General features: G+C 62.1%; 1 protein-coding gene. It reads right to left on the bottom strand.

All coding sequences use genetic code 11. From position 1 onward, the window contains the following. The coding region (locus IEW19_RS23135; RefSeq protein WP_188573889.1) for an IS256 family transposase at positions 1 to 1042 on the bottom strand (1042 nt) is incomplete at its 3' end. Positions 1043 to 1164 lie beyond the last annotated feature (122 nt).

Here is a 1164-nt window from a genome sequence, read left to right on the forward strand (position 1 = left end):
CGACAACGTCGGTGCGTCGTTTGATTTCTTTATTCACTCGCTCCATCGGGTTGGTGGACCAGACCTGACGCCAATGTTTCGTCGGGAACTCGGCGAACGCGAGAACGTCTTCACAGGCATCGTCGAGCATCGCGGCGACCTTCGGGTGGGACTTCCCCAGCATGCGGGTGACCGCGTCGAACTGAGTATTCACATGCCCGGCATCGGGCTGGGCAAACACGGTGCGGATGATCGAGGCCACCATCTCCTGGGCGCCCTTGGGCACGGTCGAGAGCACGTTACGCATGAAGTGCACCCGGCAGCGCTGCCACGATGCGCCCTGAAAGACAGTATTGATAGCCTTCTTCAGCCCGGTGTGGGCGTCTGAGATGACGAGCTTGACCCCGCCCAGACCCCGGGTCTTGAGCGAGCGAAGAAAGTCCGTCCAGAACGCCTCATTCTCGCTGTCGCCAACGTCGAACCCGAGCACCTCCCGGCGACCGTCCGCGGCGACGATCGCCTGGGACACGACCCGGTGATTCACGCGCGCCTTGCAATACGTCGCGTCGAGAAACACGTACGGGTAGCCCAACGCGGATAAATCCCGGTCCCGGAACGCCCCGACCTCCGCGTCGAGGTCGGCGCAGATCCGCGACACCTCGGACTTGGAGATCCCCGAATCAGCACCAAGAGCCTTGACCAGATCGTCGACTTTCCGGGTCGAGACACCGTGCAGGTACGCCTCCATCACGACAGCGAACAGGGCCTGATCCACGCGGCGGCGCCGTTCGAGCAAGGAGGGGAAGAATGAGCCCTGCCGCAGCTTCGGGATCTTCAATTCCAGGTCCCCGGCCGTCGTGGCCAGGGTCCTGGGGCGGGTCCCGTTACGGTGCGTCGCGCGCTCATCGGTGCGTTCGAACGGGCCGGCGCCGATAAACGCGGTCGCTTCCGCGTCGATGAGCTCCTGATAGAGCTTCTCCGTAGCGGTGCGGACCCGTTCAGTGACATCGGTGAGTTTCAATTGGCCAAGCAGGTCCAACAAGGCAGACTGGTCAAGAGCCATCGTGTGTTTGTGTCCTCTCGTGAGATTCCTAGACAGTTCTCACTGACCATCGCACGATGGCTCTTCACGTCAACGAAGCGACGCTCAGAACCGAGATTTACACCACTCCACGGGACGTGACC

The organism is Arthrobacter liuii, from assembly GCF_014639275.1.
GTDB lineage: Bacteria > Actinomycetota > Actinomycetes > Actinomycetales > Micrococcaceae > Arthrobacter > Arthrobacter liuii.